At 48.5% G+C, this 18124-nt stretch carries 6 protein-coding genes; all 6 read left to right on the top strand.

Annotated elements, in window-relative coordinates; translation table 11 throughout:
• The first annotated feature begins 606 nt into the window (after positions 1-606).
• The 6 genes from NDI42_RS01780 (at position 607) to NDI42_RS01755 (ending at position 17876) form a co-directional block, all read left to right on the top strand.
• Complete coding sequence (locus NDI42_RS01780; protein WP_190455862.1) at positions 607-1524, top strand: DUF11 domain-containing protein; 918 nt, start codon at positions 607-609, stop codon at positions 1522-1524.
• The gene (locus NDI42_RS01775; RefSeq protein ID WP_190455860.1) at positions 1521-5642 is read left to right on the top strand and encodes a hypothetical protein; all 4122 of its coding nucleotides are present in this window, start codon (positions 1521-1523) and stop codon (positions 5640-5642) included. Before NDI42_RS01780 ends, NDI42_RS01775 begins: the two co-directional genes overlap by 4 nt.
• 8 nt (positions 5643-5650) lie before the next feature.
• Positions 5651-7744, top strand: a complete 2094-nt coding sequence (locus NDI42_RS01770) for an OmpA family protein (protein ID WP_190455858.1) — start codon at positions 5651-5653, stop codon at positions 7742-7744.
• A 107-nt stretch (positions 7745-7851) separates the two neighbouring features.
• The gene (locus tag NDI42_RS01765) at positions 7852-10899 is read left to right on the top strand and encodes a DUF11 domain-containing protein (RefSeq protein ID WP_190455856.1); all 3048 of its coding nucleotides are present in this window, start codon (positions 7852-7854) and stop codon (positions 10897-10899) included.
• Between the two features lie 391 nt (positions 10900-11290).
• Complete coding sequence (locus tag NDI42_RS01760; RefSeq protein WP_190455854.1) at positions 11291-17041, top strand: beta strand repeat-containing protein; 5751 nt, start codon at positions 11291-11293, stop codon at positions 17039-17041.
• A 217-nt stretch (positions 17042-17258) separates the two neighbouring features.
• Positions 17259-17876: an rRNA large subunit pseudouridine synthase E gene (locus NDI42_RS01755; protein ID WP_190455853.1), complete on the top strand. Its 618-nt coding sequence runs from the start codon at positions 17259-17261 to the stop codon at positions 17874-17876.
• Positions 17877-18124: the final 248 nt, after the last annotated feature.

The following is an 18124-nucleotide window of genomic DNA, read 5'->3' as shown; positions in this document are numbered from 1 at the left end:
TCAGCAATTTGGCTGAATTTTAGTAAATTAGGCTATTGTTATCTTGAGCTGCAAGTTACCTTGAAATAATTCTTAATCTTGAGCCCAAGCATCTAATTCTCTGGATAGGTGTTAATATTATATCCGTCTGTTTAGTTCTCGATCCCAGCGGCGGTTACTATTACAGGGGGTCGAAAATTTGCCACCAATTGCAATTATGGTGTATTAGTACCTAAGTATGTACTTACCGGAGGTTGATGTTCGTCATGCTACGCTAGAAGCTTCATTGGTGTTATAGCCTTCCGTAGGGATAAAGCGATCGCTTTCTACCTTGTCTTTGAATCTGCTGCCATCAAGACAGCCGAACCAAAACAAGGCACAGGTTCTTATAACTGTTGAAAGTATGAAATTTAACTCAAAGCAGAAGCAATAACTTTAGTGTAAGATTTTAAACGGCTCAGAAAATCCTCTTGCGGAGCAAATAAATTCCAGATATATTGTCGTAGCAACCTGGTCATGTTAAACTTTCACTTCATCGGGTTCTATTGTTATAAATCATCAGGTAATCTACGCCTCAAATTCTTGAACAGTCCAGCAATGGGGTGTTTTATTTAGTTATCTTTGCTGATGAAATACCTGTTAAATCTGTTAGAGCGTATCTACCTACCTCTAACAGTCATATTGACTTGTTCGGTTGCCTATCAGTCGTTACCTGTTGGCTCAGTTGAAATCTTAAATTCAGCTTCAGCTAATGGTGACAATCTGCCACCAGGCGGCGTGCAATCGAATCAAACAACGCTTACAGCAGGACAAGCTGTATTAGAGTTGATTAAAACAGGCGATCGCGCCGCAGCTGAACCGGGCGATACCGTTATCTACCGCCTCGCGCTGAAAAATACTGGTACAGCAGCCGCCAACAACATTGTCATCACAGACAAACTGCCTGTCGGTTTGCAATATTTGCCTAAAGCTTTGCAAGGCTCTCTCTCCACTGGCACCTCAACTACTCCAGTAACATTACAGCCAGCTAGCACCTCTAACCGGACAGTTACCTTTATTTATCCCAGATTGGCTCCCAATGAGACATTGAACATTGTCTATGCCGCCGTAGTGACACCAGACGCAGTGCGGGGTGACGGGAAAAATCAAGCTCAGGAAGCCAGGAGCAACATCGCCACGCATCAGCTACGCATTAGACCCGGAATTTTATCAGACTGCGGCACCCTAATTGGGCGGGTATTTGTCGATAAAAACTTTGACGGCGAACAGCAGCCAGGAGAGCCTGGAGTGCCAAATGCCGTGATTTTTATGGATGACGGCAACCGCATCACCACCGATGCCAATGGGCTGTTTTCTCTAGCCAATGTGCTATCCGGTTATCGTACAGGCACTCTGGACTTAACCAGTCTGCCGGGATACACGCTGGCTCCAAACAAACGCTTTATTGAGCGCAATAGTCAGTCTCGCTTGGTGCAGCTGCAACCAGGAGGACTGGTAAGAATGAATTTCGGAGTGACACCCGCGTATGGCGAGGGGCAGCCATGAATAAGGCAAAAGGCAATCATGCCAAAGCAAAAGAAAAAATCTTTTCTTCCTTTTCTTTGTTTTTAGTTTTTACAGTTTATTTTCTGCTTCCCCGATCTGTTAAGGCTGATGAACTACCTGTACAATCTTCGGACGGAGCAAAGAAAGATTCAGAGTTTGAGATTCAGGATTCAGATATCTCTCCCATTGCTGAGGAGACGGCTACCGAAGAAGCGACAACAGAGAATTTAGAAGTTTTACCAGCAGAGAATTTACCCCAAACGTTGCCTCTTTACGGACTTCAGGAAGCGATTGGGGAGGGGTCAGACACAGCAACGCTACCGCTAAACTTGCTATTGCAAAGTGAATCTCTACCTCAACAAACGCAGGCTTCAACACCAGCGGCTTTACCCGAATTTTTGCAGGAAGCGTCTTTATCTTCTCCGCGTTTTGAGGGGAAACAAGGAAATCAAACAGAAGTTAAAAAGTTAGCTCAATCCGAATCGCCCAGCAACCCGATTCCCCAGGAAACACAGGATTCTACAAAGGAAGCGCCAACTAATAGTGAACTAAGGGAATCTGTATCGCCAACTAATGCTCAAGCTGAAGAATCCGGCAATGAAAGCACTTTATCACCCACAGAAGTCCGGATTCTTGCCCCCAAGAGTAAAGAAATAGGAGCGCGTTCCACTAACCTTGTAGTTCAGTACAATTCCCAGTCTCAGATACAAGTCACCGTCAACAACAAGCCTCTCGATCCTAAAATTCGCTCTAGTGTTGAGCGAAATGAGGCACAGAATATCACTACTCAGGTTTGGTATAACATTCCTTTGGAGAAAGGCGAGAACGCGATCGCCATCCAAGCTGCACAAGGCACGCCAGTTACTCTCCAATTAAATGTTAAAGACACAACCGAGCGCATAGAAATATCTCCAGTGGGAGATGCCCGCGTTCGCGCTGATGGTCGTTCCACAATTAAGCTGGAAGGCAGAATCACCGATGAAAACGGAGAATTAATCCGCCAAGATGCGGTAGTAACTTTAACTGCCAGTGCGGGTAAATTTATTGGTGCTGACGACGACAAAGACCTACCCGGATTTCAGGTCGTTGCCAAGGAAGGACAATTTGCCGCCGAACTGCAATCCGGTTTAGAAGCTCAAAAAGTCCGCATTCGTGCTGCCACAACTACCACAGAGAAACGAGAACGGATCGAGGAAATCAATCGGACGCAAGAAAATAGCTCCACACCAACAGCATTGCCGCCTTTGACTGAAAATCGAGCCATCAGTCCTGAAGTTGGTGGATTACCTAGACAAAGCGATCGCCCAATCAATCCGCAAGTAGGATTACCTACCCAAAGCGACTACTTATTACCCACTAAACAGGCAAGCTACACCAATGAATTAGAAACTTTTACCCAGGTAGAATTTATTACCAACCTGCGCCCTTCCATAGCTTCGGGCGTGATAAATTTACGGATTGGCTCTAGAGGTACAAATTACTGGGGTTCTCGTCGTGATTTCCTCGATCCCGACACCATCGACGAAGGCATGGGCATCGATTTGAGCGCCGCTGTCTTCGCCACAGGCAAAGTAGGGGAATGGCTATTTACAGGAGCATATAATAGCGCCCGCAACCTCAACGAAACCTGCGATGGCATCACTCGCCTATTCCGAGGCCCCCAATTCTGCGAACAACAATATCCCGTCTACGGCGATAGCTCCACAGTCGATTATCTAACCCCCTCTACAGATAGCGTCTATCTGCGGATGGAACGTACTTCTCCAGTTCCGGGTTCCGAACCAGACTATGGGATGTGGGGCGACTACAATACCACAGAATTTTCCCGCGCCTCCCAACTATATAGCGCCACTAATCGTCAACTGCACGGGTTCAAGGGCAACTACAACCTGGGTAATTTACAAATTACTGCCCTGTATAGCCCGGATGTCGAAGGCTTCCAGCGAGACACCATTGCTCCGAGCGGCACCAGCGGCTATTACTTTCTCTCCCGCCGCCTGCTGATTCCTGGCAGCGAAAACGTTTTTGTAGAAACAGAGGAAATTAATCGCCCCGGAACCGTTACATCGCGCAAACAACTATTTCGCGGTGCAGACTACGAAATTGACTACGACCGGGGGACACTGCTGTTCCGCCGTCCCGTCTTCGCTACAGAGTTTGACCCCTTTGGTGTCACTCAGGTGCGGCGAATTGTGGTGACTTACCAGCATGAAGCTACACCAGGGGACAGCACGAATATCTATGCTGGGCGCTTGCAATATAATTTCTCGCAAGAGTTTGGGCAACAAAGTTGGCTGGGGGCGAGTTATTGGCGACAAGACGAAGGGGCGCAAGATTTTGAACTGTATGGGGCAGATTTCCTAGTCCCCTTGGGGAAAGACGGGCAAATTGTTGGGGAATATGCCCACTCAAGGAACAACAATCCCTTTTTAGGGAATGTGACAGGGAATGCCTATCGATTGGAAGCATATGGTGCGATCGCTCGTACTATCTTAGCCCGTGGTTATTACCGTTCGGTGGAAGAAGGCTTTGCCAACAACGCTACCACCAGCTTCACCCCCGGACAAACTAGATACGGCGCTAGCGTCGCGACCCAAGTTACTACCAGCATCCAGGTAAGTGCTAGCTACGACCACGAAATTAACTTTGGCATTGCTCCCGCCGAAAGGATCAACTTTTTCGACATCTTCGATCCCCAACCCCAACCCATCCCAGGAGAACGAGTCGATAACTCCCTCACCACCATCCGCGCAGGGGTTTTGCAAAGATTTGGTGCTGCCGATCTCAGCCTAGAATACGTCAATCGCTCCCGCGACGATCGCCTTGGCGATACCTTCGACAGTGATGCCAGCCAAATCGTCTCCCGCGCCAACATTCCCCTGAGTCGCGCCCTCACCTTCCGCGCCCAAAACGAGCTAAACCTAGACGACAGCGACCCGCTTTATCCCAATCGCACTACTTTCGGACTCGACTACGAGGTAATGAAAGGCGTTAGCCTGCGACTCGCCCACCAATTTGTAAATACAAGAGTATTTGGGCGCGACTCGATTAGCAGCATAGACACAATCGTCGAACAGAAACTAGGCGAAAACACCTCCATCACAGGTCGCTACTCGATTATTAGCGGCTTCAACAGCATCACTGGTCAGGGAGCCGTCGGTTTAAATCATACCTGGGCAATCGCCCCAGGTTTACGAGTCCTGCTTGGTTACGAGCATATCTTCAGCGACCAATTTGGGCGCACTGCTGCTGGACAACGATTTGCCCAACCCTATGCCACAGGTCAAAGTGCCTCTGCTTTAGGGATTATCGGCGGCGATGCCTACAGTGTGGGACTGGAATACACTGATAACCCCAACTTCCAAGCATCCGCCCGCGTCGAACATCGTACCGGATCTGGTGGTAACAATACTGTTATCGCTGCGGGTGCTGCTGGGAAACTTTCACCTTCTCTAACTGCTTTGTTCCGCTATCAACAAGCCAATGGCGCAAACCAATTATTACGGGCATTGGGAGATACGGTAGATATCAAGCTGGGCATGGCTTACCGCAACCCAGTTTCGGATAAATTTAACGCTTTACTCAGCTATGAATATCGCCGTAATCCTTCAACAATTCCTGAAACATTGCTGTTAGGAACTGGTACGGGATACACAGATCACGTTTTTGCTGCTGAGGCGATATATGCTCCTTCCTGGCGGTGGGAATTTTACGGTAAAGGGGCGGTGCGCCAAAGCGAAACTTATTTATCCAACAACTTCAGCAATTCTTCCATCGTGTTTTTAACACAAATGCGGGTGACTTATCGATTGGGCTATCGCTGGGATATAGCGGGAGAAGGACGCTGGATTGGTCAGCCGGATGTGAATTTCAACGAAACAGGTTTTGCTGTAGAAGCGGGTTATTATGTAACGCCTGATTTGCGAGCTTCGTTGGGATATAGCTTTGGTAGTGTGGACGATCGCGATTTTAGCGGCTATCGGTCAGATGGTGGGATTTATTTCGGTTTGACGCTGAAGGTAAACGAGCTATTTGGCGGCTTTGGGCGACAAAAAGTTGCACCACCCCAGCAGCAAGAATCTTTAGTACAACCTGTAGCAACAGAAAGTCAAAAGTAAAAAGAAACATGAAAAAGAAAACTATTTTTACCTTCTTTCTTTTGCCGAGTTACTTTTGCTTTTTGCCTTTCACTGGAACTACTCAAGCAGCCAATTTTAGGATTGTTGTTAATAGTAATCAGGATGGAGCAGTCAACCCTGATAGCGCTCTTACTTTGCGCGAAGCTATTGAGATTGCCAATGGAAGTTTGCCCTTAGAGCGTCTGAGTAGCACTGAACAAACGCTGGTTTCACCTATTAATGGCAATACGCTAATTGCCTTTGATTTGCCAGCCTCAGAAACTACTATCCGCCTAGTTGATGTTTTGCCACCCCTATCCTCTCCGGGATTGGTGATAGATGGTACAACCCAACCGGGGTATGATGCCGAAAAATCTGCAACTGCGGAAATTGCAATTCCAATTCCTTCTGTTACAATAACTCCCGCAGCCGATCGAGAGGTATTTCGCGGCTTAACAATTGTTGCTGATAGGGTGACAATTCGCGGTTTGAGTCTTTACGGTTTCACGTCCCGTCTTGAGGCTACTGCCACTTTACCACCAGCAGATATTTTCATTGATAGTCCTCAGTCTGTTGCTGTTGTTGGCGACCAAGGAAGACAGACACCGGAAAATGCTCCAAAAAATGTAGTAATTGAGAACAACTGGTTAGGGATTCCATTAGATCAAAAAGTGCCTCAAACTACTTCGGCATTTGGGGTATATGTGTTTAACAGCTTAGGGACAACAATCCGACGAAACCGAATTTCTTACCACGACGGTAGCGGGATAATTAGCGCTGTAAAAGCCAACAATTTGCAGGTTACAGAAAACATCATTGTTGGTAATGGAATTGCTGGAATGCCGGATGCTATCCGATTGGAAGGAGAGATTGAAAAAGCTCAAATTAACTCAAATTTGATTTGCGGAAACGATGGTAGTGGTGTCTATTTGTTCAAGCCGGAAGGCGCAGCGCAGATTAACGATAACCAGATTACATATAATGGTCGCCGCTTTCGTCGGGCAGGAGTTTATCTGATGGGAGATGGCCACCAGGTGAATAATAATCAAATTAGCAATCAAACTGGCGCTGGTGTTGTAGTGGCGGCTTATCCTAAGAGCGATCGCAACATCATCCTAGGCAATCGTTTTAATAACTTAGAAGGTCTAAGCATTGACTTAGTAGCACAGGAAAATGTGAACGTACAAGCCTACCAACGGGGAGACGGCCCCAACCCACTACGCAATTCCAAAAATCGTCGTCTTGATACAGGCAACTCTGCCATAAATGCCCCGCAATTTATCAGTTCCGAATTTTATACGGTAGGTACTACAACTAATATCTTAGGCACGGCTGATCCGGGTTCAGAGGTGTCAATTTATCTGGTTCAGAAAGAAGCCGGGATATCCTATGGCCCTTTAAGCGAACCCTTGACTAGAGTTGTAGCGGATGAAGAGGGGAAATTTAGCGCCAGTGTAGAGATGCAACCAGGGGAATTAGTAAGCGCGATCGCTACCATCCCAAAATACGGCACCTCTGAAGCCGCCGCCAATGCTGAAATCGTCTCACCAGGAGGCGACCGGGTAAACCTCTCTTCCACCACCAACTTCACCAGCAGCAATATCTTGCGAAGCAGACTGGGGGCAATTCCTCAATGTACCACCGAGCCTGTCCCGCCTGTAGTACAGCAACCGCCGGAAGAACCAGAACCAGAACCCACACCGCCAGAACCAATCAGAATAAGTGTCCCCACCAACGTACACTTTGCCCTCGATAAAGCGACCCTGAGTCCAGAGAGTGCCAGAATTCTCAACCGAATTGCCCACGTTTTACGAGAAAATCCCCAAATCGTCATTGAACTTCGGGGACACACCGATCCCAGAGCCAGCGATGCTTATAATCTGAACTTATCAAATCGACGCGCGATCGCTGTGAGAAATTACTTACTGCGTCAGGGAATTCCCCCAGAACGAATGACGATTCGCGCTTTGGGCGAAAGTCAGCCGCGAGTAGTTGGAAGAAGCCGTCTAGATCATGCCCGTAACCGTCGCGTCGAATTTATCTTCAGAGATGCTAGAGGTATCGATCTGTTTGTTCAAGAACAAGATTTGCAGTTGGAGTAGGAAAAAGGCTCTCATGCTCTCATGCAAAAGAAAAAAATAATTCTTTATGAGAGCCTTGTACTTTTTGATGATATTGCCAGACCAAGTGTGAGGAAACTGTTAGTTTGATGTTGAAACTTTACCCGCATTCCCCAACAAATCAAACGCCCCTTAGCCGCTGGAGTCGTCTTTGCGGTAGCCTTGCCCTTGCCATCTGTGCTATTAGTGCTGCCAGTAAAGTTGCATATGCTGAAGGCAGCCGGGAACTGACCGATAACCCAGGCGATCGCCCTTACCTGGAATATTATGAAGCGGCTACATTTCTGGATACTCCAATACCGCGTCGAAGCAGAATTAGAGTTTTTGCTAATCCAGGGGAAACCATCTATCTTGGTTCCAGTGCCATTGGAGTTGGAGTTGGCGAGATCAGATATAGGGCGCCCAATAGCATTACTTTCACTTCTTGTGATGCAGGTATCGGTAAGATTGTCAACCGAGCGCAAGAGGTTGCTGGTCCTGCGCCGCTCAATCCCGCAGGCTACACTCCCTGCATCATTACGCCGGCTCAGACTACCGCAGCCGGAGCTGGAATTTGGGAAATTGATTTTGTCAGCCCAAATCCTACTAATGCTGCCATTAGTAACAACCCACCTCCAGTCCCTGCTCAAGCTAACTGGACTCAGCCGAATACTGGTGTTGTGACAGCCTGGGATGTCACAGTTGCCAACGGAAATCAACCTATCCTCGGTCGAGCCTATGCCAATTATCTGTCACTCAACCTGGGAGCCAATGGGCGAAGTCTCCAATCCGAAGCCGTGATTCTCACCGATGAAGGCTATCTGTACCGAATCGACCTGAACCGTCTTGACCCTTTTGGATTTATCTTCTTTGCCAATAACAAAGGTTTCACACCAACTCCAACCGGCGGTCCGATTTACCAATCTGTTCCGCTTGCAGGAAGTAATGTATATAACCCGGATCAGCCAGATTTCGGGACAGATGTCACCTATAAAATCTTCTTTAATCGACCCACCAGTCCTAGCCTGCCCCTGGAAGCACCCATAAGTCCAGCTAGTGGCGGTCGCACATGGCTACTAACACCAGCCGTAGCACCCCCTACTCCCACTGATTTTACATTTACAGGCACAGAGGGGACTAGCGGTCAAGCTGGTACTACTGACCCCTTGGGAGGTACTTTCAGCTTTAACACTCCCTCACAAGGCAGTTTCAGAATTGTTCTCGATCTCAACGGAGACAGTACATACGGCAACGCCAACGATCGCGTACTGGTTGGTGTGGCAGAGTCTGGGGTCAACACTGTACCTTGGGATGGCTTAGATGCCAATGGAGTGAATGTTTCTGCTAGAGATATCCCTTACGGAGCGCAAATCGTACTCAGTGCAGGTGAAATTCATTTTCCGTTTCTAGATCCAGAAAACAACCCCGAAGGTCTGATTATCCAGCGACTCAATGAGCCAAATGTGGCAACGCTACCGACTCCGAACCCTTTTGAGGTCTACTATAACGACGCTCCTTTAACCAATAATCAACAGGTTCCCGGAGCGCCTAGTCCTGTGAACGCTTTGGGAGGGATTTCCAGTAATAATGGCGCTCATGGGTTTACTAACCTGTTTGGTGATAACAGAGGCATTGATACCTGGACATACTACCCGTCTACGGTGACTGCTCTTGAAACAGGCATCAGGATATCAGCAGCCGATTTGCAAATTCAAAAAACACTGGTGACTAACCCAGTCGTTGCAGGTAGTCCCATTACCTACAACATCACCGTCACCAACAACGGCCCCTCTAACGTCACAGCAGCAACAGTGACAGACACTGTTCCCGCTCAAATCACTGGAGTAACTTGGACTTGCGTTATTACAACCGGGACTGGTAGTTGCGGTCAAGCTAGCGGTACGGGGAATGCTATCAACACTACGGTAAATCTCAATAGCGGGGCTGTTGCTACCTATACCGTCACAGGTGCCATCTCTCCCACTACCCCATCAGGGGAATTGACCAACACGGCAACGGTCACGCGACCTAATGATGTCACAGACCCCAATCCTGACAACAATACGTCAACCAGTACTACAACTATTCAACCCAACCCAGTTACGCCGACTGGAGTCAAATCAGTTCGTCTGTCCAACGACGCAGATGCTAGCGGTTCTGTGACGACTGGGGATATTGTTGAATACACCATCACCTACTTTAATGGCGCTCCTACTCCAGTCACCAATTTGCTAGTGACTGACCGCATCGATACCAGCAAGTTGCGTTTCGTTCCTGGCAGTTACAGCTTTACCGCCTCTGGTGCTGGAACAACGGTGACAGGAAATCCTAATTTCAACGGCACAACTGACCAGAACCTGACGAACCCAACATCTTTGGGAAATTTGGGTGGAAATGGCTCTCAGGTGGTTATCAAGTTCCAAGCGGTGATCACAGCGCCAGCTGGTACGCAGATTCTTAACCAAGCTACTGCTACATCTACAGGTGGAACCGTGGATTTATCTGTCAGCGATGCTGCACAAAATGAAGGCGACTTGCCTCAAGTCATAGATGACGGTAATAACCAGGGGAATCTTCCTAACCCTGCGGATGATGAACCAACTGTAGTCAACGTAGGTGGAAATGCTGGAAACCCGCGTCTGCGTTTGGTGAAGAGAATTACATCAATTAGTCGGGGTGGTGTGCCGCTTAGCGGGGTTAACTTTGCAAGCTTTGTGGATGACCCAACTGATGACAATGATAACGCTGCTGGCTGGTCGCAATTGTCGCCAGTAGGAGTTTCCCAGTTAGCCTCTGAGACATCGTTGCAAAGCGGCGATGAGGTGGAATACACCATTTATTACCTTTCTGATGGTACTGCTCCAGCTAACAATGTCAGACTATGCGATCCGGTTCCGGCTGCGACAACGTTTATCCCTGACAGTTTTGGAGCTGGTGCCGGAATTTCCGTGAATCAATCCGGGACTGTTGCTCCCCGAACTAATGTTTTAGATGCAGACGAAGGGACATTTTTCGCACCTTTAACTCCTTTGCCTGCGGGTAATGCTTGCCCTAGCCAACCTAATTCTGATGGGGCCGCAATTGTTAACCTGGGTAATGTTTCTAATCAAAGTGGTAGCAATTTTGGTTTTGTACGCTTCCGCGTCAAAGTTAATTGAGTAAATTGTAAATCTCAGCTTCAATAACTGCGGATTGAACTAACCAATAAAGCAGAATGTAAATAGAGGCTTCAAATGATGGCAATTCTATCTCTATTTGGTTATAAATACTGAGTTTATAGTAATGATTCTTTTATAACTGAAAGTTAAAGAAATTTAACGATCTGGAGTTGCCAATCATTCTGCTTTTAGCACTTTTGAACCTTTGAAAGTGCTATTATTTCCTTTGTCCCATCTATCTAAAGAAAAACCCAAATGGGTAAATAAACTCAATAATTACAGTTAGCTGTTGCTAACTGTTGCTGAATATCTGGGATTCAAATAGCCTAGCGAAATTTGTTATAAATACTGCGCTAGTTATGTATATCGTCGAATTTTTAAAAAGCTAGCTATGAACTTATTTTTTAAATCTATCTCAGGTGTTCCTAGAGTAGGAACTTCCTTGTACAGCGTCTCCAAGCAGCAAAAAGTTAATCTGATTGGCACTCTGGCATTTCTGATGGCGGCAGCGAGCAGCTGGACACAATCGGCTTATGGGGAAGGCAGTGTCAACTTGACTTCTAGTGGTGGTAACAGACCCTATTTGGAATACAGCACTAACGCTTCAGCATTTATTGCCGGAGTACCCCGCAGAACCACCATTAAAGTTTACGTCCAGTCAGGAGAAACTATCGATCTCGGCTCCAGTGCCGTCGGAATTGGTTCGGGTACGATTAACTATCGATCGCCCAACGGGACAGCTGGTAGTTGTGGTGGAGCAGGTTTTATCGCCAACCGGGCGCAAGAGGTTGCTGGCCCTAACCCTAATCCGGGTAGCGGCGGCTTCGTTCCCTGTACAGTTACTGATGCTCAGACTACAGCTGCTGGATCTGGAATTTGGGAAATTGATTTTGTCAGCCCCAGTCCTGGCAGTCTTCCTACGAACCCAACCCCTTCTGCTGCCAATGCTAACTGGTTAGCTCAGACCGCTGCTGATACGTTTGTCGCTGCTTGGGATGTCACCGTGCGAGATGCTGTGGATCCACCCGCTACTGTGGGTACACCCGTTACTGGACGAGCGTATGCCAATTATTTAGCTCTAAACATGGGAGGTAACAGTCGCTCTTTCAGTTCTGCACTTGTAGTTCTTACTAGAGACGGCTATCAATATCGAGTCGATGGTAATGGACTCGATCCCTTTGGATTCACCTTTTTTGCAGATGAGCAAGGGTTTACAGATACTAGCGGCAACCCACTTTTTCAATCCATTCAACTGACGGGTGCTAATCCTGGCACGTTACCTCCTGGCATTACCTTTCGCAACCCCAACCAGCCAGACACACCTACAGACAGAACCCATAAGCTTTTCTTTAACATTCCTAATAATGCAATGCCCCAAACGGCAACTTCACGAAGCGGCACAACGTGGCTCAATCCGACGACAGCACCCCCACCAACGGCTAGCAATTTTGCATTTACGGGAAATGAAGGAACGCCTAATGCAGCAGGAACATCGCCGTTAGGCGGTCAATTTTCCTTCAATGCTTCCGCACCCGGAAGCTACCAAATCAGGCTGGATCTCAATAACAACGGGATCTATGGCGATGCTGACGATCGCATCCTGGTTGGTTCGGCAGGTGCCGGGCCAAATTCTGTTCCTTGGGATGGGAGGGACGCTAATGGAATTCCCGTCCCTGCTGGAGCGACCGCTTACGATGCCCAAATTAGCTTATTTGCTGGAGAAACCCATTTTCCCATCCTAGATCCAGAAAACAACCCTAACGGTCTGATAATCCAGCGCATTACTCCCGCCGGTCTTAATCCCAATGTTGTTTACTATAACGACAGATACAACTACAACGGCAGCAATACTTACGATTACAGTTTGTGTGCCGCAGCACCCCCACCGCCAGAGCCACCACCACCACCGCCGCCAGATGCTGGTGCTGCTGGATGTTATGGCACTCCCCCAACTCCCCGCAGTGGCTTAGCTGGCGTTGACAGTTCGGGAGGCGCTCACAAATGGAGTAGTAATTTCGGCGACAGAAGGGGGATGGATACCTGGGCGTACTTCCCCTCGTCAGCAACAAGCCTTCAAAATCGAATTTTAATTCGCCAAGCTGACCTGGCAATTACCAAAACTCGCACTCCAACTACCGTCATTTCTGGCAGTGCTATTACTTACACCATTACAGTTACAAATAACGGCCCCAGCAATGTGACGGGAGCTTCTGTCATTGACGACCTTCCAGATACAATCGCTAACCCGACTTGGAGTTGTGCAATTACCTCCGGTACTGGTAGCTGCGTTGCTGCTAGTGGTTCTGGGGATATTAACACGACCGTGAATCTCAACAATGGAGCGATCGCCACTTACACTGTGACGGGTACGATTTCTCCCTCTGCTTCAGGAACGCTAAGCAACACCGCCACTGTGTTGCGACCCAATGATGTCACCGACCCCAACGATCCCACTCGCCAAGGAGCGAACAACAACAGAGCTACTGACACCACAACTATTGGTGCTGCTGCTGCTGTTGCTGGGACAAAATCTGTAGCACTAGCAGCAGATGTAGATGGAACAGGTTCGCTTACTCCGGGCGATCGCGTTCGTTATACAATTACCTACACCAACACAGGCTCAGCTGCTGCTACTAATTTCCAAATAGTCGATCCTCTCCCTGCTGGTTTAACCATATTTGGGACACCCACCGTCACCCCAACGGGAGTTGGTACCAATGCCGCCGTAAATCCAGCTTACAACGGTGCTGGGACAAATACTCTACTCGATGTTGGGGCAGTGCTGGCAACAAATGGCACCATCACCGTAACTGTAGAGGCTACTGTTAGTAGTGGTGCTACTGGCAACATATTCAATCAAGCTACTGCCACCTCAGATGCCCCCGGATTCCCGCCTAGTGGAGTGCCTACCGATGCCAGCACGCCACCAGGTAACATCGACCAGACTCCATACCCCAATAATGGTGCTACCGATCCCACGGGTATTACAGTTGGTGCCGTCCCCGTACCCCTGGCAAACAAATCCGTCCGCTTTGTCACCGACAACGACGGCACCCAAACACTTACTATCGGCGATGACCTGCAATATACCATCACTGTTAGAAATACTACATCAAGTCCTATCAATAACTTAGTCATCAGCGATGCGATTCCGGTTCAGTTGCGGGTGCTGCGAAATACCATCAATGTTTCTGGAGGTTTTACAGTCGCCTCCAGCCTGCCTAACGATGATTTCGATGGCACCGGGAATCCAGTTGCCTTAACCAATCTCGGAACCCTGGCAGCGGGTGCTACCGTGACTCTTACCTTCAACGCCCGCCTCAAACCAGGATCTGCTAGTCCTATTACTAACCAAGGCAGAGTAAACTACGCAGGCGATGGTGGCAATCCTGTACTTACAGATGCCAGTGACAGCAATAATCCGACGGCACCCGGTACTAACAACGATCCGGGCGATCCTGGTGTTGGCACAGGCAACAATGTCAGCCAGCCCAACAGCAGTCCTAGCGACCCCACGATCATCAATTTTGTCAGCCCGTTTGAACCTAATGGAACTAAATCTGTACGTATATTCACGGACGCTGACAACAATGGTGTTTTGACCACAAACGATGTAGTGGAATACACTGTTATCTATACGAACTCCGATCCAAGCAACGTTATTACTGACTTTCTAGCAACTGACTCTCTCCCCAGTGGGTTAGCCTTTGTTCCGGGCAGTTACAGCTTTACTTTCTCTGGAACTGGAACAACGGTGACGGGGAACCCCAATTACAACGGCACAACCGACACGAACCTCACCAACGCTGACCCCACAGGGGCGTTAGGTTCAGGAGGCGGACAGGTGGTCATCAAGTTCCGTGCTACGGTGACGGCGGCGGCGAATACGACGATTGCCAACCAAGCGAGTGCAACATCAGTGGGAGGATTGAGTCCTTCGATTACAGATGCGGTAGCAGGGCCTAGCGATTTGCCCCAGGGATTGGATGATGGAACTAATCAAGGAAACCAGGGCAATACTGGGGATGACGATCCGACATTGTTGACGGTGGTGGCAACGCCTGTGGTTTCGGGGACAAAAGCTGTCGCTATAGCTACCGATGCAGATGGTACGGGTTCGGTGACGACCGGTGATCGCGTCCGCTATACAATTACTTACACCAATACTGGTGCCGGGGCTGCCAATAGTTTCCAAATCAACGATGTCTTACCTGCTGGATTGACTCTCGCGGCAACGCCTACTGTAACCCCTTCTGGAAGCGGTACAGTGGCAGCAGTAAACCCAAGTTATAACGGAACGAACGCACCTACTTTACTCGCGGCTGGGGCTGTTCTAGCGCCCAATGGCACGATTACCGTCACCGTAGATGCCACCGTTAATAGTGGAGTTACCGGAAATTTATTTAACCAAGCGATCGCGTCCTCTCCCGCACCCGGATTCCCATCTGCCGGAGTACCCACCGATGCGATCACTCCGCCAGGTAGCATTAATCAATCCCCCTACGGCGATACAGGGCCAAGCGATCGCACCGGATTAACCATCGGCTTACTTTCCGTCCCCACCCTCAACAAATCCGTCCGCTTTGTCAGCGACAACGACAATACCACCTCACTCACCATCGGCGATGACATTCAATACACGATCATCGTCAGAAATCCCACATCGAGTCCCATCAATAACTTAGTCATCAGCGACGTAATTCCCGTTCAGTTGCTGGTGCTAAGAAATACCATAACTGTAGAGGGTCTTGCCCTTGCTGCAAGTCTGCCAGGTAGCGACTTCAACGGCACAGGCAACCCTGTGACATTAACCCAACCAGGAACCCTACCCCCTGGTGCCACCGTAACCCTAAGATTTAACGCCCGTCTCAGACCAGGGGCCGCTAATCCGATTACTAACCAAGCACGCGCTAACTACGCTGGAGATAACGGCACACCCCTACTTTCTGATGCCAGTAACTCCACCAACCCCACCGCACCCGGTTCCGGAGATAATCCAGGCAATCCCGGTAATATTGGCTCTGGCGGTAACGTCAACCAACCCAATCAAGGTAGTGCTGACCCCACCATTATTAACTTTGTTAACCCTGTTTCCCCCAGCGGTTCCAAATCCGTCCGTCTGTTCGCCGACACCGATGGCAGTGGCACTATAACCACTGGCGATGTAATAGAATACACCATCACTTACATCAACACTAACCCCACAGATGCCGTTAGCAACTTCTTAGCGATTGACAGCATCAACCCCAGCCAGTTGAGGTTTGTTCCCGGCAGTTATAGCTTTACGACAACTGGGACAACAGTAACCGAAAACCCCAGCTACAACGGCACAACCGACACAAACCTTACCAATCCCACCACTAGAGGTCAACTGAATGCAGGTGGCGGCAGGATAGCGATCGCATTCCGTGCCACTATAACGGCAGGGGCTGATGCCCAAATTAGCAACCAAGCCAGTGCAACATCCACAGGCGGAACCGTCAATAACTCTTTGACAGATGCTGTAGCAGGAGCAAACGATGTGCCACAGCTATTAGATGATGGAGTTAATCTTGGCAACTTAGCCGATCCTGGAGATGATGAACCTACTGTGCTGGTCATCGCTTCCCCACCATCACCGCGTCTGCGTTTGATCAAGCGAATTACAAATGCCACCAGAGGCGGTGTACCGCTGGGGGGTATCAATTTCGGTCAATTTGTGGATGATCCGGCTGATTCCAATGACAATGTTCCCGGCTTTTCTCAACTGTTGCCCATCGGAGTGAGTAAGTTGGGAGAAGAAACACCTTTGACAAGCGGTGATGAGGTAGACTACACCATCTATTTCCTCTCTGATGGTACTGGCTCAGTTAACAATGTTAGATTCTGCGACCTGATTCCATCTGGGACAACGTTTGTCCCTAATAGTTTTGGAGTTGGTGCCGGAATTTCGTTAAATCGAGCCGGGACAACGGGTTCGGTGACTAATGCGACGGATACAGATGCAGGGACATTTTTCTCACCGTTAACTCCTTTACCTCAGGGTAATGCTTGTCCTAGTCAAAATAACCCTGATGGTGCAGTTATTTTGAATTTGGGTAATGTTTCTAACACTTCTGGCAATAACTTTGGTTTTATCCGCTTCCGGGTCAAAATCAATTAATTGTCAGAAATTTCGTAGGCTGGGTTGAAGAACGAAACCCAGCACACTAATAAACTTATCCGCTAATTAACCTAGAACCCTGATAGATCAAGGGTCAAAACCTAATTTTCGGATATGTCTGATATGCCAGTTGTCAGAAATTGAGTAGGCTTCTTTTGAAGAATGAAACCGATTACGTTTGTTGGGTTTCTCGCCAACCCCCAATCCCCAATCCCCAATGACTCCTGACTACCGATATTTGCTTTTTTACAAGCCTTATGGTGTATTAACGCAGTTCACGGACAATAGCGTCGGAGAAGCTAAGCGTAGTACGCTAAAGGATTATATCCCGGTGCCGGATGTTTACCCGGTGGGTCGTCTTGACCATGATAGTGAAGGATTGCTGCTGTTGACTAATGATGGACAGTTGCAGCATCGTTTGAGTAATCCTCGATTTGGGCATCCTCGGACATACTGGGTGCAGGTGGAAAGGATTCCGGATGAAGATGCTCTGGAGCGTTTGCGTCAAGGTGTAGTTATTCAAGATTACCGGACGCGACGGGCAAAGGTGCAGTTGTTGCCAGCAGAACCATCGCTACCACCGAGAGATCCGCCGATTCGATTTCGGAAAAATGTGCCGACAGCTTGGTTAGAGATGACTTTGTTTGAAGGAAAGAATCGCCAGGTGCGGCGGATGACGGCGGCGGCGGGGTTTCCGACCTTGCGACTGGTGAGAGTAGCGATCGCTCATCTGAGTATTGTTGGTCTAGACCCCGGACAGTGGCGGGATTTAAGCTTAGTTGAGCTAGAACTATTAAAGAAGCTATGTCAGACTAATGGTAGTCGCATTAAGTAGTTGTTAGTTGTCAGCGATCGGTGAACAACTGTCAAGCACACCTCTAGGTAGTAGCTAGACTGCAAAGCCGTTGCTAGATTCTATCTAGCGTGATCGCGCAAAAGCAAAACTTATAGTTTAGGCATATCTCATCGGGTGCTATGCTTGCCTATTGCGTCAAAGTCGAATGGCATGCCCTACAATAAAGGACTCTTCGAGAAGCCCCTGGGCATCTACGAGGCTGATAACTGACAACCCGTTTCAAGGAG

It is taken from the genome of Funiculus sociatus GB2-C1, from assembly GCF_039962115.1.
Taxonomy (GTDB): Bacteria; Cyanobacteriota; Cyanobacteriia; order Cyanobacteriales; family FACHB-T130; genus Funiculus; species Funiculus sociatus.
The sequence above is the reverse complement of the archived record's forward strand: the minus strand, read 5'-3'. Positions and strand labels throughout refer to the sequence as shown.